The sequence below is a fragment of the Paenibacillus sp. GM1FR genome, from assembly GCF_002803315.1.
GTDB classification, from domain to species: domain Bacteria; phylum Bacillota; class Bacilli; order Paenibacillales; family Paenibacillaceae; genus Paenibacillus; species Paenibacillus amylolyticus.
This window is the reverse complement of the sequence record NZ_MKZL01000011.1, coordinates 334,216-356,583: the sequence shown is the minus strand read 5'-3', so window position 1 is coordinate 356,583 and position 22,368 is coordinate 334,216. Positions and strand designations below refer to the sequence as shown.

Below are 22,368 nucleotides of genomic sequence, written 5' to 3'. Positions count from 1 at the left end.
CCTCATTCCGGAACAGGCCACATAAAGATCGCAATGACACCAGGTCCAACATGGCTGCCTATTACGGCTCCAATATTGGTATAGATCACTTCATTCAGTGTAAAATGACCCCGCAGCTGCTCTGCACAAGCGATCGCTGATCCCGGGTCAGCGGTATGACCTACCGCCAGGTTCACCCGTTTGCCTGTAAGATCCTTCTGAAACAGCTCAATAATGCGTGCCATTGCTTTTTTATGACCTCTGACTTTCTCAACTGCGTAGATAACGCCTTCTTCATCAATAGACAGGATCGGCTTAATGTTAAGCAACGTTCCCAAGATGGCTGAAGCTTTGCCAATCCGACCGCCCTTTTGCAGATACTCCAAAGTATCTACAAGAAAGAACAACTTGCGAGATTGTTGCATCCCTTCAATAGCCGCAGCGATTTCGACTGCTGACTTGCCCTGTTCGGCAAGTTCAGCAGCCTGTACCACCATTAGACCGTATCCATAAGATGCTGACTTCGAATCCAGCACGGTGATGTCACCCTCAGTCTCAAGCAAAGACTTGCCAAGCATGGCCGATTGATAGGTACCACTCATGCCGGATGACAGGTGGATCGATACAATCGGGCGTTCCGGGTTCTCATCAAGAAGTGATTGGTACACATCCATGAAATCGGTTGGAGATGGCTGTGAAGTTGTAGGCAACACAGATACCTTCTTCAACTTTTCGTAGAACTGTTCCGAAGTCAGATCAACGCCATCTGCATAGGTCTCTTCACCGAACAGAACACGTAGCGGAACAATATGAATCCCGTATTTGCGAATGAGTTCTTCGGGAATATCTGCCGTACTGTCTGTTACTATCGTAACCTTGTGGCTCATGACTCTCCTCCTCTTCGCTAGAGTGCTATAAGTACATGTTCAAAAAGTCAACTAGAGACTTTTTGAACAACCTTTATTAGGACTCTACGGAGAACAAATAATAATACACAGGCTGTCCTCCAAGATGTACCTCTACCTCAGCATCAGGATACTGTACTTCAAGCCATGCAGCGAGGGCAGCAGTAACCTCAGGGTCAGCTTCTTCCCCTTCAAGGATCGTCACCACTTCATCTCCACTCTCCATCATCTGTTTGAGCAGACCTTCACATGCTTGAAGCATGGTTTCATCCGTCGCTACAATTTTGGAGTTATGAATACCGATATAGTGCCCCGCCTTAATATCTAATTCATCATATTGCGTATCACGAACCGCATGAGTCACTTGACCGGACTGTACCCGGCTGATGGCCTCCAACATTTGGTCACGGTTTGTTTCCGCAGACTCATCTTCTTGGAAAGCAAAAGCAGCAGCCATTCCCTGTGGAATGGTCTTGCTTGGAATAACCGTAATCCGGCGCTCATCTTCAAGCAATTCACGAGCCTGCTCGGCAGCCAGTACAATATTCGAGTTATTCGGGAGTATAAATACCTGCTCCGCAGCAATGGAACGAACGGCTTTTACAAAATCCTCAGTACTCGGATTCATCGTCTGTCCACCGGACAGAACAACATCAACGCCAAGACTTTGGAAAATCTCTGCAATACCGTCACCGGAGGATACCGCAATAAAACCATACGGTGCCATCTCATCTGCAGGAAGCACAGCCTCTTCCATACTGCGCGCTGCCTCAGGTGGAATCTCTGCAAACAATTCAGGTGATGGAGCAATGTCCATGCCTGCTGTGAGGAGATCCCGATGCTGTTCACGCATATTGAGAATATGAATCTGTGTAATCTCACCATAATGCAGCGCCAGGTTTAATACATCGCCTGGTGTCTTGGAATGGACATGAACTTTGATGACTTCATCATCGGCAATGATGATGATCGAATCCCCATTAACTGACAACGCTTTCCGGAATGCTTCGTCATCAAATGCCACTCCTGCGTTCTCTCCAAGCTCACGATTAATGAAGAATTCCATATCATACAGGAATTCAATATCTTCCGTTTCCAGTCTCGCCTGAGCAGACAATGGCATCTCCGGTGCAATCACCTGCTGCTGTGCAGGCTTCTTGATATCCACTTCTGTTGGTGCAGCCGGTTTCAAAGCAGATGCTGCCACGGATGGGGTTACTTCTTTGTTCAGTGAAGTACGACTCCCTCCGTCACTTTGCAGCAATACTTCCATAAAGCCCTCGTAGATATATACAAGCCCCTGACCACCTGAATCCACAACACCAACCTGTTTCAGTACAGGCAGTAATTCCGGAGTCATTGCCAGTGCTTCTTTTGCTTTTAACAAAACTTCATTCATTAATTCAGTAATATCATTCGTCCGTCTTGCGTAGTAGTTGGCATGTTTCGCCGCTTCCTTGGCTACGGTAAGAATGGTCCCTTCAACGGGCTTTACGACTGCTTTGTAAGCTGCGTCAACACCGTTCTGCATGGCTGCTGCAAATTGGAGCGTATTCAGTTCCTCATAGGGAGCAGCTGAACGACTAAAACCACGGAACAATTGCGACAGAATAACTCCTGAATTCCCCCGTGCGCCCATAAGCAGGCCTTTCGATAGAATACCGGCAGCTTCGCCGATGGAGGCAGAACTTTTTCTTTTAATCTCTGCGACTCCTGCACTCATTGTCAAATTCATGTTCGTTCCCGTGTCACCATCCGGCACAGGGAAAACATTCAGGGAATTGACGTGCTCTGCATGCTGTCCAAGTTGTTCCGCTCCGGCAAGTACCATTGCGGTGAAATCTGTTCCATTTAAAGAACGTATACTCAAGTGAGAATTCCCCTTCCTAGCTTGATACACGAACACCTTGCACCAAGATGTGTCTGGTCTGTTCATGCGCTAACGCGGACTGCGTTATTCTTCGTCCATACCTTGTCCGGCACAGGCATACAATACAACATGTCAGCCGGATTAACGGTCTGGGCGGCCGGGCTACCAATATCCTGCACTCTCTGCACCCCTAACTTCGGGGCATACGGATATGCACCGGTATCAAGAGCCGGCATGAATGCCGCATGGAGACTGGTGCCAATGATGGAATGCCGCAGCTCACAGCGTTGCCAAAAAGCAGACCACCGACCTCTAAGTACGGTTTATTCTCCGACTTCCTCGCGGCAACAGCCTGTTCACCACTGTATTATGGACTACTCAACATTGTACTATATTAGACAGGAGAAATAAATAAAGTTTTTGGATCAGTTGACGAAGCTTTTTTAATTATGATATTATATTCAAGTATTGTTTTATGCAGGTTAAGTAATGGAAATGATCCGGTTCATGCCGGCTTAAACAACGCCATTAGCTACTGAAACCTGATCTTTATGATCAGGAAGAACAATTTAGTCCTTATGGAATGACTTTTCGTTTCTGAAGGCAACTGGTTATTTTAGGATAGGAGGTGTAATCTATGTCTCGCAAATGTTATGTGACAGGTAAGAAACCGGGCACCGGTAACCACGTATCCCACGCTAACAACCGTAACCGTCGTACTTGGGGCGTAAACGTTCAGAAGGTCCGCATTCTCGTTGACGGCAAACCAAAACGTGTATACGTAAGCACCCGTGCACTGAAAGCCGGTAAAGTGACTCGCGTATAATCACGCAAAGCTACTATAAATCGGGTAAGCAAAAAGCACCTTGTTCCTTGCAGGTGCTTTTTTGGTATTCAAAAAAGGGATTCTTGAATACGCTCATTAACATGTGAATGGCCGCCGCATGGCGCTTCGCAGGTACGAATTCCAGATAAGCCTGAGCCAAAGCGGCGGTATTCCCTGTTACCTTATCAATCGGATCAGTGCTTTTGAAACGTATTAAGAATCGCCTTTACAAACCCTCCCAAAAACTTCGGCAGTTTGAATGTGTAAAATTTCATAATTCACCCTCCCCATCATGCTCATGCGTCCGCCGTATCCTATGCTTCAGGCCTTCTTTACCTCAAACACGACAAAAAAGGCTACATGAGAAACCTGCTCATGTAACCATATTTATGCGGAACCTTCGATCCCTATTCCACAATGACAAGCCCGAAGATCAGGTCATTTACGTTTGGGCAGGAATATATTGATAGGCAGCGATCATGAAAACACTCAGTAAATAATACAGTATGCCGAAAATGACAAAAGTAACCCGATGTCCCGTACGATCAAATTTGCGGAAATACATAATAACAACGCCTACCCCGATTAATGACGTAATAGCATTAAACGGGGATTGAATAACCGCAAACAAAGCAAGCACAAGTCCCGTCACGAGACTCGCAGCCATCGTCCACAGTGTCTCCTTGAGGGTCATAGATCAGCCTCCGTAGCTACGGCGAATTTCAGTAATCGCGGCAGCACGATCCTCACGTCCAAATACGGCACTTCCGGCAACGAGCACATCTGCTCCGGCTTCCACCACAAGCGGGGCTGTATCGGCAGCAATTCCGCCATCTACTTCGATATGTACATCATGGCGTCCCTTTTCGTTCAACCATGTACGAATCTGCTTGATTTTGTTCATCGTACCCGAGATAAATGCCTGTCCGCCAAAGCCAGGATTGACCGTCATGACAAGAACCATGTCCACATCATCCAGAACTTCGAGAATGGCAGACGCTGGCGTTCCCGGATTAAGGGCAACTCCTGCCTTCACTCCTTGCTCCTTAATTAAATGAATAACGCGGTGCAAATGCACACAAGCCTCAGCATGAACGGTAATTACCGCTGCACCCGCTTTGGCAAATTCCTCAACATAACGCTCCGGATTCTCAATCATCAAATGCACATCGAGCGGCAAGCTTGTATGTGGAGCGATTGCCTTCACAATCGCAGGTCCAAGCGTAATATTAGGGACGAAATGACCGTCCATAACGTCAACATGAATCCAGTCTCCTCCTGCAGCTTGAGCTTCTGCAACTTCCGCACCAAGGCGGGCAAAATCAGCTGATAATATCGATGGGGCAATTTTAATCATGTTAATACCTCCGCTTCTTATCTTTCATTTCGTTCAGGAACAGCACATAGTGCTGATATCGGCTTTCGGAGATCAGACCTTCCTCCTTGGCCGCAAGCACACGACAGCCTGGTTCATGTGTATGGGTACAACCTCGGAATTTGCACTGATCTGCAAACTGGGCGAATTCGCGGAAACAAGTGGAGAGTTCCTCCACACCGATCTCCAGAAAGTCCAGTTGGCTGAATCCTGGCGTATCTGCAACAAACCCACCATTATCCAACGGAATAAGCTCCACGTGCCTGGTGGTGTGTTTCCCTCGTCCTAGACGCATGCTGATCGCATTTGTCTCCAGCGTCAGGCCCGGCATCAATGCATTTAACATCGAAGACTTGCCTACACCGGATTGTCCGGAGAATACGCTGATCTTACCAGCCAGTCGGTCTCTGAGCAATTCACTGCCTTCACCGGTACGTGAACTTGTGGAGATCACTTCATAACCAACCTGCTCATACAATGCTTTCACTTCAGCAACAGTGTCTTTGGCTGGATCAGCCAAATCCAGTTTAGTCAACACAATGAGTGCATCCAGCCCCGCCTGCTCGATGTGAACAAGGAACTTGTCCAACAGGTTCAGGTTCATATCCGGTTCCTTCACAGAAAACACGAGAACAGCCAGACTTACATTGGCTACAGGAGGACGGATAAGTTCCGTCTCACGCTTCCGGATTTCATCTACCGTTCCTTCTCCGTTCTCTGTCAACATGTAGCTGACGCGGTCACCTACAAGCGGTGACGTTCCCCGCTTTCTGAAGATACCTCTGGCTCGACATTGAACGGCGGAACCTTCAACCGAAGGAACCCCGTTGTCTTCCACTGGCATGACATAATAGTAACCGCTTAGCGCTTTAACGATGATACCTTCTGGCATAGCTCCGACGCCCTCCTTTAGATGGTGGTACATTTACTCCAGACGCCAGCATAAGCCGCCCTTATGGACGGCTTGATGCGTTAATGACTTCCTTTTTCTTCTCTTTTTCCTTGCTGTGCCCCTTACCATTATTCATGGCAGAAGTGTCCTCATCTACGCTGTCACCCTCACCGTCTGCCGGTGTGGACTCAGGTTCACCTTCCTGATTGGGATCAACACTTCCCTCATCAACGCTACCTTCACCTGGATCAGGCTCATTTTCTGGCGGCGTCTCAGTGCTTTGTTCCGGGTCAATGGAAGGTACGTTTACTGTTCCATTTTTGGCTTCACTGTAGGAGACAAGATACGTATCCAGGAACTGTCCATCACGATATACGGACACAGCCCCATTTTCATTTGGAGCGAGCACAAGTGGAATGGTCAAGGTCTGGGTTGAGTTCACGGTGCGTGTTCCCCATTCCTGATTCTTGCCACGTGCGTCTTCATATGTGATACGGATTTTACTGTTTTTGCCCTCTTCTTTGGGTGAGACATTGATATTAAAAGGATATTCCAGCGCTTCTGGCGGATACCCTGTACTGATAAAGATTGTAATCTTATCGCCAGGACTAACCTCTGCGCCAGCTTCCACAGGCCATTGCTGCGTAACTTTGCCCTGGTCCACCGTATAACTTGATTCTTCCTGCACCTGAGCAAGCACAAGTCCAACTGATTTAAGTTTTTCTTCGGCTTCACTGCGGGTATGATTTTTCAGATCAGGCATTTTGACCGTTTCAGTGCCTTTACTTACGGTTAACTCAATCTGAACTGTCACAGGATCGAATTCCTCATTCACACCCGGTGTCTGGGAAATAACAGAACCTGAAGCCACATCATTGGAGAACTCGTCTTTCCGCTGAATCTGATCTTCCTTAATGCCAAGCGCAGTCAACTTCTTGACAGCCTCATCATAAGTTACTTGTTTGACATCAATCATCTTTAAAAGTTCTTTTTCTGCACCAACACTGATCTGGACCTCGGAACCTTCTTTGACAACATCGCCTTCTTTTCTGCTCTGTTCATAGACGATACCGGGTTCGACACCTTCCTGATACAAACGGATGACCTCATCACTGACGACGAGTCCTTTCTCCTCAAGCATTTCCCGAGCTTTTTCTTCCGTCTGGGTGATCACGTTAGGCACGGTTACTTCAGGTACAACCAGCATACCCTTGACATACCATACAACGCCCACCATGGCGATTAGAATAAGAACGGTTAATGAGATGAGTAGAGCTGGCTTCTTCCAACTCTTCGATTTTGCCTTACCCTTGCCAGTTTCTTCGTTAGACTCCATCACTGGCACCGCACCCGTCGATGTAACTCCGCGCGGTTCAGGCTTGATGGCTGGCATAACGCGAGTCTGATCTATATCATCCTCATCCGGAAAATCAATCTTCGTTTCATTACGTCTCTCCGGCATCAGGCAAGTTTCCAGATCGGTCTGCATTTCTTTGGCCGACTGATAACGTTCCTGCGGATTTTTACGCATGGATTTTAAGATGACATTTTCTACACTTTGCGGAATCAATGGATTGAATTTGCGTGGTTCATCGAACTCTTCCTGCAAATGCTTCAATGCCACACTGATTGGACTTTCACCCAGAAACGGAAGTTGCCCGGTAAGCATCTGGTAAAGTACGATCCCAAGAGAATATAAGTCCGATTTTTCACCAGTAACGATGCCTTTGGCATGCTCCGGTGAGAAATAATGTACAGAACCAACTACAGAACCCGTCTGCGTAATCGTTGTAGATGTAACGGCACGGGCAATCCCGAAATCCGTTACTTTCACGCGGCCATTCCGGCCAATTAATATATTGTGGGGTTTGATATCCCGATGAATGATTTGATTATGATGTGCATGATCAAGAGCATCTGCAATCTGGGAAGCGATTCGCACCGATTCGTCCACCTGCAGAGGGGCGCGTTCTTTAATAATTTCATTCAAGTTTTTGCCTTCCACGTACTCCATGACAATATAATGAACGTCATCTTCCTGCCCCACGTCATAAATGCTAACTACATTCGGATGAGACAGCGATGCTGCCGACTGTGCTTCCCTGCGGAAACGGCGAATAAACTCTTCGTCATGCACAAACTGTTGTCTAAGGACTTTGATCGCTACATTCCGGTTCAACAGAAGATCCTGGGCTTTGTACACAAGAGCCATGCCGCCACCGCCGACACGCTCAATCACTTCATAGCGTCCGCCTAGTTGGTGCCCAATCATGACTCACACCCCGTTTCCGTATCCACGGAACCTTCCCTCTGCAACTCGAACAAAGCAAGCGTGATGTTGTCGTCTCCCCCAGCAAGTAAAGCCAACTGAAGCAGTCGGTCTGCACGATCTTCCAATGCCAGTTCCAGATTGCCGGCAACCTGAATAATCTGCTCATTGCTGACCAGGTTACTGAGACCATCACTGCACAGTAGAAGAACTTCGCCTTCCTCCAGCTTGACGGTATCCAGATCTACCTTCACCTCGGCATCTGTTCCAAGCGCACGAGTTAGTACGTTGCGACGTGGATGATGGGACACATCCTCTTTGCTAATCTGACCATTTTTGAACAATTCATTCACCAGTGTATGGTCCTCGGTTAGCTGGATCACAGCTTTGTTCGCAATTTTGTAGGCTCTGCTATCACCGATGTGTCCAATAACACCTTCCGTATCGTTCAATAAAGCCGCAACCACCGTTGTTCCCATGTTGTGATACTTGTCATCTGTTGATGCCGTGCGGAAGATAACTTCGTTGGCATGCAAAATAGCATCGCTGAGAGCCGCAGACAGAGACGCATGTGACAGACCTGGTTCCAGTGTTCCCAGATCTTTCACCAACGTCTCTACTGCCAAGCGGCTTGCCGTATCCCCTGCAAGATGTCCACCCATGCCATCGGCAACAATACCCAGAATATATCCTGTATCGAGATTACGAATCCAGGCTGAATCTTCATTCACCGAACGCACTCGTCCGATATGGCTCACATGAACTGTTTTGATCAAAACGTTCTCACCTCAACTCCATATGCTTTGCACGAAGCTGACCGCAAGCGGCAGCAATATCATGTCCCTGTTCACGACGAATGGTTACATTAACACCCTGTTCCGAGAGAATCTTCTGAAAATTGAAAATGTCGCTTCTCGATGTTCTTACATATTTGCGTTCAGGTACATGGTTAACCGGAATCAGATTCACGTGGCACAACATGTTCTTAAGCACACTTGCCAGTTCTGCTGCATGCTCTGGCTGGTCGTTTACCCCACCAATAAGTGCATACTCGAACGTAATTCTCCGACCTGTTTTGGCCAGATAATAACGAAGGGACTCCATCACGTCTTCAAAAGGAAAACGACGGTTAACCGGCATCAATTTCGAGCGCAGTGCATCATTTGGTGCATGGATCGAAATAGCGAGGTTAATCTGTGTATCTTCATCTGCAAACTTGTAGATGTTCGGAACGATTCCGCTCGTGGATACCGTGATATGACGCTGACCGATGTTCAGCCCTTTTTCATGAATCATAATGCGCAGGAAAGTCATCGTAGCTTCATAGTTTTCGAAAGGTTCACCCGAACCCATGATTACAATGCTGCTGACACGCTCGCCGCGTTCATCCAGAATTTTCTGAGCCTGCACAACCTGGGCAACAATCTCACCAGCCGTAAGGTTACGCTTGAGACCACCCAATGTGGATGCACAGAACGTACAACCAATACGACAACCAACCTGTGTGGTTACACAGATGCTGTTCCCGTAGTTATGCTTCATAATTACTGTCTCAATGGCATGATCATCATGAAGACCAAAGAGGAATTTAACCGTTCCATCCTTGGATTCAAACTTGGTAATTTCCTTAAGCGTTACGAATTCAAATTGCTCTGTCAGTTTTTCACGCAATGGCTTGGACAGATTGGTCATTTCACTGAAATCATTCACGCGTTTTACATAAATCCAGTCAAAGATTTGGCCACCGCGAAACGCCGGCTCCCCATTCTCAACAGCCCATTGTTGCAGTTGTTCCAGAGAATAATCATATATAAAAGGTTTCATTTTGTTGTCAACACCTATTCCTTCTTTTCTTTTCGTTGGCTTCCTTCTTTTCGTTCCATTCGTCCTATTCTATCACAAAGACCACGTTACATCCATGTATACCCTTGATATCTGTACTTCATGCATTATAACATCTCAATGCCGCCATCGCACCCTGTCATCACATTCTCTGACAATTATATCGAAGTCCCATCACAAAGAAATCCGCCGAAGTTCCCCTCGGCGGTCATACTTCCGTGCTCTATTAAACTGTTATTCCACTGTTTTTGTCAACCGTGCGATGAAAAATCCGTCACTGTGAGCGTATTGTGGCAAAATCTGAATACAACCGTTCACAACCTTCAAGTTCGCTGTCTCCGATTCAGACCAGACGGATGCTTCTGCTGGGCTGTATTCCGGATGTCGATTCAAGAAGTCTGCAACCATATCCTCATTCTCAGCAGGCTCAATCGTACACGTGCTATACACCAGAATACCACCTGGTTTTAACAACGGCGCAACATGATCAAGCAATTCACGCTGCAAGCCTGCGATATCTTCGATATCTTTTACGGTTTTGGTCCATTTCACATCAGGCTTGCGGCGAATAACACCCAGACCTGAACATGGTGCATCCAGCAAAATGCGGTCAAACGACGCTTCCGGATACCGTTCATTCAGGTCTAGCGCATCTCCAGTTACAGCATCGATACAAGTCAGACCGAGACGCTCCGCCTGATCCAGGATCAGCTGGCGCTTGTGAGCATGTACATCATTCGCGACAATACGACCGCGATCCTGCATTTTCTCAGCCATGTGAGCTGTTTTTCCACCTGGAGCTGCGCAACAATCTAATACAAGTTGGTCTACTTCTGGCGCAACTGCTTCAGCGACAAGCATGGAACTTTCGTCCTGTACAGAGAACAACCCGTCCCGATACCAGGACGTTAGAGCCATGTTTCCGCCACTACGTACAAGAATTCCATCGGAACTCAGCTGAGAAGCTTCAACGACTGCACCTGTACTGGTCATCTCATGCATCAGTTTCTCCCGTGTGGTCATTGTTGTGTTGACACGGACACTCACCGCTGGCGGCTCATTATTCGCACGACAGATCGCTTCCGCTGTCTCTTCGCCGTACTGGGCAATCCAGCGTTCAACCATCCATAACGGGTGGGAATGCTCCAGTGAAATACGTTCGGCAACGGGCAGATGTTCTGGAATACGAAGTTCATCCCGATTGCGGATCATATTGCGGAGCACTCCATTCACCATACCCGAGATTCCCTGATGGCCCAGTTTCTTCGCCAGATTAACCGCTTCGCTCACCACGGCATGTTCAGGAATACGATCCAGGTATATCATCTGATATACGCTAATTCGCAGCAGGCTGCGAACCCATGGTTGCAGTTTGGATACTCCTTTGGCGACGTAACGTTCCAGAAAATAATCAAGTGTATTCAATCTGGCGATTGTTCCATACACCAATTCGGTAGCTAGTCCAGCATCTGCGGGGCTTAGATCCGCCTCTTTCAGACGGCGGTTCAACTCCAGATTACTGTATGCTCCATCTTGCTCAACAGCACTCAGAACCTTGACTGCCAATGTACGAGCAGATGTTTTGGGTTGCTGGGAGCGCGATGCAGCACCCGATTTACCCGAATTCGGACGACGGTTTCCTTCACGTCCGGATGAATTCCCATTAGCTTGCTGGCCTTTTCCTGACGAACGACCTGGTATATTACCGCTCATCGCAGCACCGTTCCAGGTTTCAGTGTACCACCGCGAGCAAAGTCAGCGGCCTGCATCACCTTTTTACCTGCTGGCTGCACTTCAGTCAACCAGAGAGATCCATTGCCTGTGCGGACTTCAATCCCTGCTTTATTCAATTGCAGCACCGTTCCCGGCTCTGCTTGTCCAGCATCTGAAGAAGTTTCTAGGTCCACCTGATCGGGATTAGCCGCAGCCCAAACTTTGAAGACCTGATCATCCCACATCGTAAATGCACCGGAGAACGGCACAAGACCACGAATCTGATTGAACAGTTCACGTGAAGTACGACTCCAGTCCATTTTCTCGTCATCCCGAGTCAGATTGCGAGCATACGAAGCCTCAGCATCATCCTGAGGGACCGCCGTTGTCTCGCCTGCAATCAATCGTGGCATTTCTGCCTGAAGCAGTTTGGAACCAGCCTCACTTAATTTATCAAACATCGATCCTGATGTATCTTCATCCGTAATTGGCAGTTCCACACGCGAGATCATATCTCCGGTGTCCAAGCCTTCAGCCATATACATCAATGTGACTCCTGTCACGGATTCCCCGTTAATAATGGAACGTTGAATCGGTGCTCCTCCCCGATATTTCGGTAAAAGAGAGCCATGCACGTTCACACAACCACGAACAGGCATATCCAGCACAGCTTTGGGCAGAATCTGTCCAAAGGCCGCGGTTACGATCAGATCCGGCTTCCATTCAGCCAAGCGGGCTACCGCTTCCGGATCACGCAATTTAACAGGTTGAAACACCGACAGACCGTGGCGTTCTGCCGCGGCCTTAACCGGTGTTGGCGTAAGTACTTTTTTGCGTCCCTGTGGTTTATCAGGTTGAGTCACCACACCCACCACATTGTACCCCTCTGCCATCAGCATATCGAGAGAAGGAACTGCAAATTCAGGTGTTCCCATAAAAACAATATTCAAATCGATCACTCCTTAATTACGACGCGGTCCCGTTTGATCGGCTGCAATTTCGTACACTTTCTCGGCGACATCCGTAAAGAGTACGCCATCCAGATGATCAATCTCATGCTGGAATGCACGGGACAGCAAGCCACTACCCGTAATAATCAGCTCTTTACCTTCACGATCCAGACCTTTAACTGTAACGGTCTCGAAACGGCGAACATCACCATTAATTCCAGGGATACTCAGACAACCTTCAGGTCCAAATTGTTCTCCCTCACTTGCAATGATCTCCGGGTTAATCATCTTGATCAGCCCTTGCTCATCACCTGCGTCGATAACAATCAGACGTTTCAAAATACCGACCTGTGGCGCAGCAAGACCAACACCTTCCGCATCGTACATGGTATCAGCCATATCATCCAGCAATTTTTGTACATTTGGTGTAATTTTGGTTACTTCTTTGGCTCTCTTGTGGAGCACCTCATCTGGTTCTTGCACGATAATGCGAATCGACATGTTGTAAGCACCTTCCTAATCCTCATCATAATTTCAGGACGATATCTGTATTTTTGGGGTATTCATTTTAATCTATGTTTATACCGCTTGTTTACATCCGCATTGCTGCAAAATGCTTACATTAACATTTGCGGGTCTACATCCAGACTAATAAGCAATTTTTGCGCCTGAACATCTTCGTCCATGCGCCGGGCCGTAGCCAGAGCGAGTCCTATGGCGTCTACATCCCCCCGCCATTTTATCATACATTGGAATCTGTATCTATTCTTGATCCGAGGAATCGGAGACGCTACCGGCCCCAGTACATCAAAGGCATCATTGCTGAATCGATCCAGACTGCCGAGCCATCCAGCCGCATTAGCCTTCTCTTTCAGTATTCGCGTATAGTTCTCGGCAAGACGAATCAATACCGGAAGTTGCTCATGCGAAAAGGTCACCAGAATCAGGCGACAGTATGGCGGATATTGCAAATTGCGACGGTGCAGCAATTCCTCACGTACAAACGACACATAGTCATGCTGACTCGCATGGCCAATGGAGTAGTGTTCCGGCGTATAGGACTGAACAAACACCTCACCAGGCAATTGGTGCCGACCCGCTCGGCCAGCTACCTGTGTTAGCAACTGAAACGTTTTTTCCGCAGCACGGAAATCAGGTAAATTCAACGCTGAGTCCGCTGTTATCACGCCAACCAGGGTTACATCCGGGAAATCAAGACCCTTCGCAACCATCTGGGTGCCCAGCAATACATCCGCCTTTTTCTCACGAAACTGTTTCAGTAGCTTCTCGTGAGCCCCTTTTTCCGTTGTTGTATCCACATCCATCCGAATGACCCGAATACCCGGGAAGAGCTTGGCAAGCTCTTCCTCGACTCGCTGTGTACCTGTACCAAAGTATCGAATATGCTCACTTCCACAGTCCGGACACACTTCCGGAGCCGCTTCCGCGTACCCGCAGTAATGACAACGGAGATTATTCGAGCGCTGATGATACGTCAATGAAATATCACATTCAGGACAACCTGCCACATATCCACAACTTCGGCACATAACAAAGGTCGAATATCCACGGCGATTCAGCAGAAGCACCGTCTGTTCACCACGTTCCAAGCGTTCCTCCAGCCCTTTATGCAAAGCCCTGCTGAACATGGAGCGGTTGCCATCCTTCAACTCTTCACGCATATCAACGATCCGCACTTCAGGCAGCTTGTTACCTAGTGCTCGCGTTGGCATCTCCAGTAAGAGTGGTGCAAAATCATCATTACTCTGCGAGCGTGCAGCGTAATAACTTTCCAGCGAAGGTGTCGCTGAACCCAGAACAACCACCGCCTGATGCTGCTGTGCTCTTTTTACCGCTACATCACGAGCATGATATTTCGGAGTTTCCTCCTGTTTGTAGGAAGTCTCGTGTTCTTCATCCATAATAATCAACCCAAGCCGACTGAATGGAGCAAATACAGCTGAACGCGCCCCAATTGCAACCTTCACCTGACCCTCACGAATCTTGCGCCATTCATCATAACGTTCACCGCCAGACAGACGACTGTGCATAACAGCAACTTGGTCTCCAAATCGCCCTTTAAAACGTTCTACCATCTGTGGTGTGAGCGCAATCTCGGGCACCAGTACGATAGCCTGCCGATCCTGTTCGATGCATTGTTGAATGGTTTGAAGATAGACTTCCGTCTTGCCACTTCCCGTAACACCATGTAACAAAAACACCCCATGGCGTTGTTCCTGCAATCGGCCATTGATATTGTCGTAGACAAGTTTTTGCTCATCGGTCAGAACCAGCGGTTCAGTCGCTTTGAACGTCCTGCCCTGATAAGGGTCACGGAAGACCTCAACGTCCTCGGTGACAATCAATCCCTTTTCCTCAAGCCCTTTAATCGTTGCGGCCGATACCTGTAGTGTAGATAACACTTCTTTCATCGGCATGGGCAGCAGTTCTTTCATTTCCAGCAAAAAAGCCAGAATCTCCTTCTGCCGCTGTGCTTTCGCCGGGAATGAAGCAAGTGCTTCCTGAGCAGCAGCAATATCTACAGCCAGATCAACGGACTTCATCGTTTTTTTATTTAACTTGTCCTTGATGGCCTGACTTTCCAGCAGCACGCCACCAAGCAATAATTTCTTAATTAGTGCAGCATGATTGGGATATTTTCGACTCAGTTGTTGTAGCGGTACCTGACCCCGACTTTTGACAAAACGGATGATATCCTGCTGTACTTTCTCAGTCGTAGACTCTTCTCCCCAAACAAATAACACCTCATCATCCGGTTGTGCACCCGCCATCTGTCCATCAAGTGCATCTCCCAGCGAGATGTATCGCTCAGCTTTCCCTTTCAATGCCGTCGGCACCATGACCTGCAATGACAAAATCCGGTTACTGGCATAACGTCCACTCATCCATTCGGCCAACTCAACCAAATCCTTTGACAACGGGGGAACAATGTCCAGCAACTCCTGAATCTGCTTCAGCTTGAATGTTTCCTCTCCGGTACGCGGCACAAGATCAATCACGAATCCCTGTACCGTCCGATGACCAAAAGGTACACCCACCCGGCTGCCAATCTCGATCCATTCTCTCATCGATTCAGGTACCAGGTAATCAAACGGCCGATCTGTTTCCTTCACGGGAACATCGACTATGACCTTGGCAATCTCCATATCCTAATTCCTCCCGGCAATGCGCTCCGCCGCAATCTGGAGCAACCGATGAGCCACATCGTCCTTGGCCATCACTGGAAGCTCCTCCACCAAACCTTCCCGGTCATAGATATGTACCGCGTTGGTGTCTGTTCCAAATCCTGCACCCGTGCGGGTTACATCATTGGCTACGATCAGATCACAGTTTTTCCGTTCCAATTTCTCACGTGCATACATCTCAACTGACTGAGTCTCCGCAGCAAAACCAATCAAAAACTGATGGGTTTTCTGTTTGCCCAGTGTTTCAAGAATATCTATATTTTTAATAAGTTCGAGCGACAGCGTGTCGCCTTTCTTCTTGATCTTCTCGGTATAAACTTCCTTTGGACGATAATCGGCAACTGCCGCCGCCTTAACCACGATATCAGCATCGTCCCACTCGCGTGTTACCGCTTCATACATATCCTGTGCAGACTGTACAGGGATCAACTCCACGTTCTCCGGTGGCTTGGATTGGGTACTGCCCATAACCAATTTCACATCTGCCCCCAGATCACGCGCAGCTGCGGCTATGGCAAATCCCATTTTGCCAGATGAATCGTTCGTAATATATCGTACTGGGTCAATGCGCTCAATCGTACCTCCAGCCGTAACAACAACCTTCTTGCCTTGTAACAGTGAAGCTTGTCCTTGCTGGGCACGGTCTGCAGACTCGCGCTGTTCGAAGAAACGTTCCACCACATCCACAATGCTCTCCGGTTCTTCCAGACGTCCCTTGCCCACATATCCACACGCAAGCAGACCTTCACCCGGTTCAATCATCATGGCGCCCCGTTCAACAAGCAGATTCATATTATGCTTTACAGCTGGATGATCATACATATGTACATTCATCGCTGGAGCAATCATGACAGGGGCTGTCGTGGCAAGAAGAGTTGTTGAGAGCATATCATCTGCCATGCCATGCGCCATCTTGGCAATTACATTGGCTGTTGCCGGAGCAACCAGAACAAGATCAGCCAGATCAGCCAGATGAATATGAGATACGACTGCTGGTTCACGCTCATCAAATGTATCGGTATATACGGTGTTTCGGGTCAACGTCTGCAGCGTCAATTCGGTAATAAACTGTGTAGCGGAAGCTGTCATGATCACATGAACATCCGCTCCCTTTTGCACCAGTCTGCTGCATAATGTTGCCGCTTTGTAAGCGGCTATGCCGCCAGTCACACCAAGCACGATTTTTTTACCGTTCAACATGTTTATTTCCCCCGATATTTATACGACGTCTAAGTAAGATTCCGTTAAAATATGCTTATTCGTAAAAAAATAACAACCTCGCGGTTGTCAATTAATCCGGCTTGCGCCGTATGCAGTTGAAGAGCAGCCGCAGGCGGCTTACTCTTCTTCTTCGTCCTGTCCTTTGATGACAACGAGCAGGTCTCCATAGATTTCTTCCAGTGCAACGCCAACTTGTTTATGGGATCTCGCACCTCTTAAATCCGTTTTTTCACCTTCACGTAGCTGTCTAGCCCGGCGGGAAGCAGCAACAACAAGGGAATACTTGCTGTCGACTTTGTTCATCATTTCATCAATAGAAGGATACAGCATATTAACAAACACCTCTTCGCATTAGTATAATCACAAGTTGCCGCCTGACAGAACTGATGTGGCATGTCTTCACACCCGGGCATTCCGAGATGGAGTGCTTCAGTATATGATATGACAACTGCCCCACTTATATCGCATTCTGCAGCGGCAAAAGAGATTATTTATTGATCTTACAATGTTCGGCGATTATGATGCTTTCTATTCTCTTGCACGCCAAATCAATTTCATCATTAACAACAGCGTAATCATACTGCTCCAGCAGACTGATCTCATCAACCGCCACGGACATCCGGTGATCAATGGTCGCTTGGCTTTCGGTACCACGGCCCTGAATGCGATCTTTCAGCTCGTCCAATGAAGGAGGAAGCAGGAAAACAAAGATGCCTTCCGGGAATTTCTCTTTCACTTTTAACGCGCCTTGAACCTCAATCTCCAGAATGATGTCGCGGCCTTCGTTAATCGTTTTCTCCACAAAATCACGCGGTGTTCCGTAATAATTACCAACATACTCCGCATGTTCCAACAATTGATCTTCAGCAATCATGTTCTGGAACTCTTCATGACTTCTGAAGAAATAGTTCACACCATGTTCTTCACCAAGACGAGGCTGACGGGTTGTTGCCGATACGGAATAGATCAATTCCGGCACCCGTTTGCGCAAAGCGCTACATACAGTACCCTTCCCGACCCCAGATGGGCCGGACAACACTACCAGTAATCCCTTAGACATATTACACTCCATTTTATTCGTCGTTATCATCATCTTTCGAAGAAAGACGATGGGCGACCGTCTCAGGCTGAACTGCAGACAAAATGACATGATCGCTATCCGTAATAATTACGGCACGAGTACGTCTTCCGTACGTTGCATCAATCAGCATGTGACGATCTCTTGCCTCTTGTATAATTCTCTTGATCGGCGCCGATTCCGGACTCACGATGGATATAATCCGGTTCGCCGATACGATGTTACCGAATCCAATGTTAATGAGTTTGATTGCCATAATCAGGTTCTTCCCCCTATACATGCGACTCTTTTGCCGAAATGTGGCCGTTCATTCGATATTCGCCGCTTGCTCACGAATCTTCTCCAGCTCCGCCTTCATCTCGACAACACGATTCACCAGAGCCAAATGGTTGGCTTTTGATCCAATCGTATTGACTTCCCGATTCATCTCTTGAATTAGAAAGTCCAACTTACGACCTACGGGCTCATCACTCTTCAGCAGTTCCCTGCTCTGTCCAAAGTGACTCTGTAGACGCGTAAGCTCCTCTTCTATGTTAGAACGATCGGCAAACATTGCAATTTCCATACCCAATTTATGCTCATCAAAAGGGAAAGAGCCTTCTTCCTGCATTTCCGTAAGCCTTTGTCTTAGCTTGTTGCGATAATCACTTACCACAGTCGGTGCAAGATCAAGCATTTCGGTATGCAGTGACTCCAGACGGGTAATCCGCCGTTCCAGATCACTGGCCAGATGAAGACCCTCGCGAGCGCGCATCTGTTCAAGGCTGGACAGAGCCTCTTTCAATCCTTCCTGCAGAACTCGCTCCCATTCGTCCTTCTGCTCTTCGGGAATGGAACTTGTCCCATCCGAATGAACCATGACGTCCGGCAGACCAAGCATATCCACAATACTTGGTTTGCCCTGCATTCCATATTGGGTCTCCAGTTGCTCTGCAGCCTGCAGATAGGCCCTGACCGTCTGTTCATTCAGAACAGCGGGAAGAGCCTGGTCTTCCTCTTTTTCTTTCATTACATAAACATCAATCCGCCCACGTTTCAAACGACTCTGTACGATCTTCCTCAAACCGTCTTCATAATACGTCCACTCTCTTGGCAGACGCATCATCACTTCGCAATAACGATGATTAACAGATTTGATCTCTAATTGTACCTTATAGCCGCCAAAATGAAAGGCGGATTGACCGTATCCGGTCATACTGAATGACATCGGCATCACATCCGTTTTACTATTGTAATTGATTATTAGGGTTGAAACAAGTAGGACATTGATGCTCCGACTTCTCCCATACGTATTGAGTCAGTTCGGCCGTCATGCCGTAGAACATAAACGGTGTCATGAGATAGATGCCTTTGAAATGCGCTGTTGCTACGTCCAGCAGTTCTTTGGCAATTTTTACTCCCATCGCACGGCCTTCTTCGCCTTCCAGACCGGCCATACGGGAACGCACTTCATCCGAAAGCTGAATTCCGGGAACCTCGTTGTGCAGATACTCTGCATTCCGTCCACTCGCTAGCGGCATTACACCTACAAAAATGGGCACATCCAGATGTTTGGTCGCTTCGTGCATTGCTACAATCAACTCAGGATCATAGATCGGTTGTGTCATGATGTAATCAGCGCCAGAGGCAATTTTCTTCTCCAGACGTTGTACAGCTTTTTCCAAATATTTCACATTGGGATTAAATGCCGCTCCGATGACAAAACCAGCTTTTTGCTTCAGCGGTTTACCTGAGAAAGCCACTCCATCGTTCAACTGTTTGATCATGCGTATGATTTCAAAAGAAGTCAGATCGTATACCGAGCTTGAACCAGGCAGATCACCAAACCTTGCAGGATCTCCTGTTACAGCCAGTACATGATTAATACTCAAAGCATCAAACCCCATCATGTGGGACTGCGTTCCAATCAGATTCCGGTCACGGCAGGCAATATGCACCAGTGGACGAAGGCCCGTGCGATCCTGAACGAGGTGACCCAGCGCCATGTTGCTCATCCGTGTAACCGCTAGTGAATTATCGGCCAGTGTCAGGGCATCGGCTCCGGCTGCTTTTAATGTCTCGGCACCTTTCATGAACTTGGCAATGTCCAAGTCCCGCGGCGGGTCAAGTTCAACAATAACGGTGTGACGATGCTTGACCAGGTCAACGATCGTAGGCTGTCCGCCACGTCCGGAACGCTCATCCACATTTTCATGCAACACAATACGCGGTTTGGATTCTGACGGATCAGGCTCCAGAATAGGCGAAGGCACATAGTCAGCAAGCGCTTCTTTCATAGCGGTGATATGATCAGGTGTCGTACCACAGCAACCACCGATAATACGAGCGCCCAGTTCAGCAAATTGCACTGCCGTCTGACCAAAGTACTCCGGAGTCGCACCATAACGGAACTCACCATCTACATAATCTGCTGCACCAGCATTCGGGTAGACGGACATTGGAATACCAATTCGTCCCGAGACGGTTTCCATGGCACGCATAATCCCGTTTGGACCTGAGCGACAGTTAAAACCAATGACATCCGCGCCCTGCTCCCGCATAATCCGGAAGGCTTCAGGCATTGTATATCCGTCCAGTGTGTGTCCAACATCCTCTACCGCGAACTGTCCAATTACGGGCAGATCACTTAGCTTGCGCGCTTGCAAAAGAGCAATATCCATTTCCTCGATATCATAGAAGGTCTCAAGCAAAATGCCATCCACGCCTTCATCTAGCAGTGCAGAGATCTGTTGTTGATAAAAGCGTTTCAGTTCACTCGTTGACACGTTTGTCCGCTTGCCACCTCGAATGGAACCAACTGCACCAAGCACATAACCGGTATCTCCAGCTACCTCTTTGGCAATGCGTACACCGGCACGGTTCACGTCCTCCACCTTGGACTCCAGACCGAACTTGGACAACTTGTCGTAATTGGCAGAATACGTATTTGTTTCAAATATTTCTGTACCTGCATCCCGATAACTGCGATGTACATCCGCCACTACTTCAGGTGAAATCAAGTTTAATTCTTCATATGAAATCCCCACCGGGAACCCCATTTGGTACAGAAATGTTCCCATGGCCCCATCTCCAACGAGAACCCGTTCCTGCATAACTTTCCGCAAATCCGCCTTCATCCCATTTCCCCCCGCCTAGCTGTGATCATTTACATACTAATGTAACACAAAAAACGCTATAAAACGAAGAAAAACACAGGTTTTTGATGAGTATCCAGCTCATATGGACGTTCTTGCCATACAGCCCCCAATATGTCTCTGTACAGGAGACACGACCTGTCCTTTTTGACAAAAAAAGAGGCCCGCAGGCCTCTTTGGTTAAACCTTCCACTTCTTTATGAAGTGATTCCTTTAAAAACAACTTCAGCAGGTCCAGTCATGTACACATGATTGTCAGCTTCGTTCCACTCAATGTGGAGATCCCCACCCTTGAGGCTGATGACTGCTGTACGATCTGTATGTCCATTCAGGACAGAGGATACCAGTGTCGCACAAGCTCCGGTTCCACAAGCAAGTGTTGGACCCGCTCCGCGTTCCCATACACGCATGTCCACATATCCACGGTCACGAACTGTGGCAAATTCCACATTGATTTTTTTTGGAAACATCGGATGAACTTCAAGAAGGGGCCCCCAAGTTGTGAGGTCAAAATTTACAGCGTCATCTACATAGATAACCGCATGCGGGTTACCCATGGATACGGCAGTGAATTTGAACGCATGTCCATTTGCTTCAATGTAGTGATCAACCACTGGGTTGGCATCCACCGTTGTAGGCACTTGAAGACCGTTCAGGATCGGCTCGCCCATATCGACACGAACAGTTTCCACTTTACCATCACGAATGTTGAGACTCACAGGTTGTACCCCTGCACCAATCGTTTCAATGGTGATCTGCTCCTGGTTCACGTGACCATGATCGTATACATATTTGGATACACAGCGAATGGCATTACCGCACTGCTCTGCTTCCGAACCGTCCGAATTCATGATACGCATCTGAAAGTCTGCCTTCTCCGAAGGCAGTATATAAACCAGGCCGTCCGCACCGATGCCAAAGAAACGGTTGCACCATTTCACAGCCAATTCTGCCGCATCTGCCGGAAGCTCCTTTTCACCAAATACAACGATAAAATCGTTACCAAGTCCATGCATTTTCGTAAATTCCATAATCTTGCCCACTCCTTTTGGCAGTCTGCTGCCAAAGCTATATTCTTGCTCTTCTACAGGATTACCATAGAAATTCA

Annotated in this window: 22 protein-coding genes; 1 reads left to right on the top strand and 21 read right to left on the bottom strand. The window is 47.9% G+C overall.

The annotated features are described in order from the left end of the window. Window positions 1-2 precede the first annotated feature (2 nt). The 3 genes from PAEAM_RS07555 to PAEAM_RS31730 form a co-directional block, all read right to left on the bottom strand. A complete protein-coding gene (locus PAEAM_RS07555; RefSeq protein ID WP_100527122.1) occupies window positions 3-866 on the bottom strand; it encodes a DegV family protein in 864 nt (287 codons plus the stop codon). A gap of 76 nt (window positions 867-942) precedes the next feature. Next, the gene (locus PAEAM_RS07550) at window positions 943-2,754 is read right to left on the bottom strand and encodes a DAK2 domain-containing protein (RefSeq protein WP_100527121.1); all 1,812 of its coding nucleotides are present in this window, start codon (window positions 2,752-2,754) and stop codon (window positions 943-945) included. Between the two features lie 62 nt (window positions 2,755-2,816). Further along, on the bottom strand, window positions 2,817-2,990 hold the full coding sequence (locus PAEAM_RS31730; RefSeq protein ID WP_155985128.1) for a hypothetical protein: 174 nt from the start codon (window positions 2,988-2,990) through the stop codon (window positions 2,817-2,819). 401 nt (window positions 2,991-3,391) lie between these two features. Here PAEAM_RS31730 and rpmB point away from each other — a divergent pair, with 401 nt between their 5' ends. Beyond that, window positions 3,392-3,580, top strand: coding sequence for a 50S ribosomal protein L28 (rpmB, locus tag PAEAM_RS07545; RefSeq protein ID WP_017687459.1), 189 nt, complete (start codon window positions 3,392-3,394; stop codon window positions 3,578-3,580). Between the two features lie 194 nt (window positions 3,581-3,774). Here the strand turns inward: rpmB and spoVM are convergent, their stop codons facing one another. The 18 genes from spoVM to dapF form a co-directional block, all read right to left on the bottom strand. Continuing rightward, a complete protein-coding gene (spoVM, locus tag PAEAM_RS07540) occupies window positions 3,775-3,855 on the bottom strand; it encodes a stage V sporulation protein SpoVM (RefSeq protein ID WP_017687458.1) in 81 nt (26 codons plus the stop codon). Window positions 3,856-4,022: 167 nt separating this feature from the next. Then, a complete protein-coding gene (locus PAEAM_RS07535) occupies window positions 4,023-4,274 on the bottom strand; it encodes a hypothetical protein (RefSeq protein ID WP_047843680.1) in 252 nt (83 codons plus the stop codon). 3 nt (window positions 4,275-4,277) lie between these two features. Continuing rightward, window positions 4,278-4,937: a ribulose-phosphate 3-epimerase gene (gene rpe, locus PAEAM_RS07530; RefSeq protein ID WP_017687456.1), complete on the bottom strand. Its 660-nt coding sequence runs from the start codon at window positions 4,935-4,937 to the stop codon at window positions 4,278-4,280. 1 nt (window position 4,938) lies between these two features. Continuing rightward, window positions 4,939-5,847, bottom strand: coding sequence for a ribosome small subunit-dependent GTPase A (gene rsgA, locus PAEAM_RS07525; RefSeq protein WP_076328024.1), 909 nt, complete (start codon window positions 5,845-5,847; stop codon window positions 4,939-4,941). A 61-nt stretch (window positions 5,848-5,908) separates the two neighbouring features. Then, complete coding sequence (gene pknB, locus PAEAM_RS07520; RefSeq protein WP_100527120.1) at window positions 5,909-8,119, bottom strand: Stk1 family PASTA domain-containing Ser/Thr kinase; 2,211 nt, start codon at window positions 8,117-8,119, stop codon at window positions 5,909-5,911. Beyond that, the gene (locus PAEAM_RS07515; protein ID WP_017687453.1) at window positions 8,116-8,892 is read right to left on the bottom strand and encodes a Stp1/IreP family PP2C-type Ser/Thr phosphatase; all 777 of its coding nucleotides are present in this window, start codon (window positions 8,890-8,892) and stop codon (window positions 8,116-8,118) included. The genes pknB and PAEAM_RS07515 overlap by 4 nt, the downstream gene beginning before the upstream one ends. Before the next feature lie 7 nt (window positions 8,893-8,899). Further along, the gene (rlmN, locus tag PAEAM_RS07510; protein WP_036614609.1) at window positions 8,900-9,940 is read right to left on the bottom strand and encodes a dual-specificity RNA methyltransferase RlmN; all 1,041 of its coding nucleotides are present in this window, start codon (window positions 9,938-9,940) and stop codon (window positions 8,900-8,902) included. 252 nt (window positions 9,941-10,192) lie between these two features. After that, window positions 10,193-11,671 carry a 16S rRNA (cytosine(967)-C(5))-methyltransferase RsmB gene (gene rsmB, locus PAEAM_RS07505; RefSeq protein ID WP_100527119.1) on the bottom strand — a complete coding sequence of 493 codons (1,479 nt, stop codon included), beginning with the start codon at window positions 11,669-11,671 and terminating at the stop codon, window positions 10,193-10,195. Then, window positions 11,668-12,621 carry a methionyl-tRNA formyltransferase gene (gene fmt / locus PAEAM_RS07500; protein WP_100527118.1) on the bottom strand — a complete coding sequence of 318 codons (954 nt, stop codon included), beginning with the start codon at window positions 12,619-12,621 and terminating at the stop codon, window positions 11,668-11,670. The genes rsmB and fmt overlap by 4 nt, the downstream gene beginning before the upstream one ends. Before the next feature lie 12 nt (window positions 12,622-12,633). Continuing rightward, entirely contained in the window at window positions 12,634-13,122 is a 489-nt protein-coding gene (gene def / locus PAEAM_RS07495; protein WP_017687449.1) for a peptide deformylase, read from the bottom strand. Window positions 13,123-13,238: 116 nt separating this feature from the next. Continuing rightward, window positions 13,239-15,788 (bottom strand): primosomal protein N', encoded by a 2,550-nt coding sequence (priA, locus tag PAEAM_RS07490; protein ID WP_100527117.1) that lies wholly within the window; start codon window positions 15,786-15,788, stop codon window positions 13,239-13,241. Window positions 15,789-15,791: 3 nt separating this feature from the next. After that, window positions 15,792-17,027, bottom strand: coding sequence for a bifunctional phosphopantothenoylcysteine decarboxylase/phosphopantothenate--cysteine ligase CoaBC (coaBC, locus tag PAEAM_RS07485; RefSeq protein ID WP_100527116.1), 1,236 nt, complete (start codon window positions 17,025-17,027; stop codon window positions 15,792-15,794). A 138-nt stretch (window positions 17,028-17,165) separates the two neighbouring features. Beyond that, the gene (gene rpoZ / locus PAEAM_RS07480) at window positions 17,166-17,378 is read right to left on the bottom strand and encodes a DNA-directed RNA polymerase subunit omega (RefSeq protein ID WP_036614619.1); all 213 of its coding nucleotides are present in this window, start codon (window positions 17,376-17,378) and stop codon (window positions 17,166-17,168) included. 157 nt (window positions 17,379-17,535) lie between these two features. Further along, window positions 17,536-18,108: a guanylate kinase gene (gmk, locus tag PAEAM_RS07475; RefSeq protein ID WP_017687445.1), complete on the bottom strand. Its 573-nt coding sequence runs from the start codon at window positions 18,106-18,108 to the stop codon at window positions 17,536-17,538. Window positions 18,109-18,121: 13 nt separating this feature from the next. Beyond that, window positions 18,122-18,382, bottom strand: coding sequence for an extracellular matrix/biofilm regulator RemA (remA, locus tag PAEAM_RS07470; protein ID WP_006209218.1), 261 nt, complete (start codon window positions 18,380-18,382; stop codon window positions 18,122-18,124). Window positions 18,383-18,433: 51 nt separating this feature from the next. Beyond that, window positions 18,434-19,333 (bottom strand): YicC/YloC family endoribonuclease, encoded by a 900-nt coding sequence (locus PAEAM_RS07465; RefSeq protein ID WP_076211386.1) that lies wholly within the window; start codon window positions 19,331-19,333, stop codon window positions 18,434-18,436. Between the two features lie 19 nt (window positions 19,334-19,352). Beyond that, a complete protein-coding gene (locus PAEAM_RS07460; protein ID WP_036674892.1) occupies window positions 19,353-21,242 on the bottom strand; it encodes a bifunctional homocysteine S-methyltransferase/methylenetetrahydrofolate reductase in 1,890 nt (629 codons plus the stop codon). 215 nt (window positions 21,243-21,457) lie between these two features. Further along, window positions 21,458-22,291 carry a diaminopimelate epimerase gene (gene dapF, locus PAEAM_RS07455; RefSeq protein WP_036614947.1) on the bottom strand — a complete coding sequence of 278 codons (834 nt, stop codon included), beginning with the start codon at window positions 22,289-22,291 and terminating at the stop codon, window positions 21,458-21,460. Between the last annotated feature and the right edge of the window lie 77 nt (window positions 22,292-22,368).